Source organism: Endozoicomonas sp. YOMI1, from assembly GCF_024606345.1.
In the GTDB taxonomy this organism is placed as follows: Bacteria; Pseudomonadota; Gammaproteobacteria; order Pseudomonadales; family Endozoicomonadaceae; genus Endozoicomonas.
The window spans coordinates 1-1,195 of sequence record NZ_JAHHPM010000588.1 but is presented as its reverse complement, the minus strand read 5'-3'; the positions used below and the strand labels follow the sequence as shown (position 1 = coordinate 1,195).

At 50.1% G+C, this 1,195-nt stretch carries 1 protein-coding gene; it reads right to left on the bottom strand.

Annotated elements, in window-relative coordinates:
- Positions 1–9: 9 nt before the first annotated feature.
- Positions 10–438 carry a hypothetical protein gene (locus tag KDK15_RS20545; RefSeq protein ID WP_257297270.1) on the bottom strand — a complete coding sequence of 143 codons (429 nt, stop codon included), beginning with the start codon at positions 436–438 and terminating at the stop codon, positions 10–12.
- Between the last annotated feature and the right edge of the window lie 757 nt (positions 439–1,195).

Below are 1,195 nucleotides of genomic sequence, written 5' to 3'. Positions count from 1 at the left end.
CCAGTTTCATCAGACCGTCCTCATACCTGCATTTTTCAGGGCATTCAGCAGTTTGATTTCATCTTTTGAATCAATCCCCACATTGATCGCACCGCCCGGATATTCGAGCCGGATAATACGCTGGGGGGATTCTGAAGCAGTGCGGGGGGCTGGTGCTGTCGTGTTTACCTGGCTCTCTTGAAGGGCTTTGGCTTTTTCATTATTAGCCTGCCGCAAACGCTCGTTGTAAATCTGCTCGCTGATCCGCAGGGCAGAGGTAATATTCTTGACTGCCTCCTGATCCCCTTTGGCAATAGCCTCCGCCTGCTGTGCCTTCAGATCGTCACGTTGGTTTTGATAACGGCGCTGCTCAATATCAGACTGCCTGCCCTGCAATTCATCCAGTTCATCTTGAAGGCTGTTGAGGGTATTACGGGAACTGTCGCCCAAGCTGGCCATGTTTGCTCTGCCGAGCGAATGGCGTTGTTGAGCCGATCCAAGTCCTGATTATTCAGGAGACTCATTGTATTAGCAGCTCGCTCGCCCTGACGGATAAAGCTTCTCGCTGTGGAGCCACCGATCTCATAGCTCTCTAATAGTTCTTCGAGGGCGATCTTCTGCTCCAAGTACTGACTTTTGACATAGGCAGCATTTTTCGCAGTCTCATTCATCCAGCTGCTGTTGGCGGTTATATTCAGTATTCGCCTTTTTTACGTCTTTCCGGGCTTTTGCCATGGCCGCTTGCATGGCCTTGGTAGGCGTGTTGGTCTTCCCCATTTCCCGGCCAAGCCTGGCGATCTTATCTTCAGCCTCACGGAATGCACGACCGGCATCGTGGGTAGCCTTGGCCTGCTTTTTAAAAGACGAAAGAAGCTTATTCTGGTTTTACAGTTCCTCTAATTGGCCTTTAAGCTTATTCGCCTCTTGCCGGAATGCATACAGGGAAGCCGAGGATTTATTAACGTCCCTGGACAGCAAATCCTTTGCTTTCAGGACTAAGCGAATCGCGGATTGTTTGATATTGGCCATAGTATTCTATCTAAAAAAAGCCCCTGCTCTTAAAAGGAGTCAGGGGCAGGGGCTAAATTGCAGCAAGCAAACGGTGGGTTACTGCGCCAGATCAATCTGCATAAAGGAACTCAGACCGGAGCCCTCAATGGTACTGTCTGCCAGTACATCCAGTTCCAGTGCGATAGCGGCAAAGTCGTCCGAAATA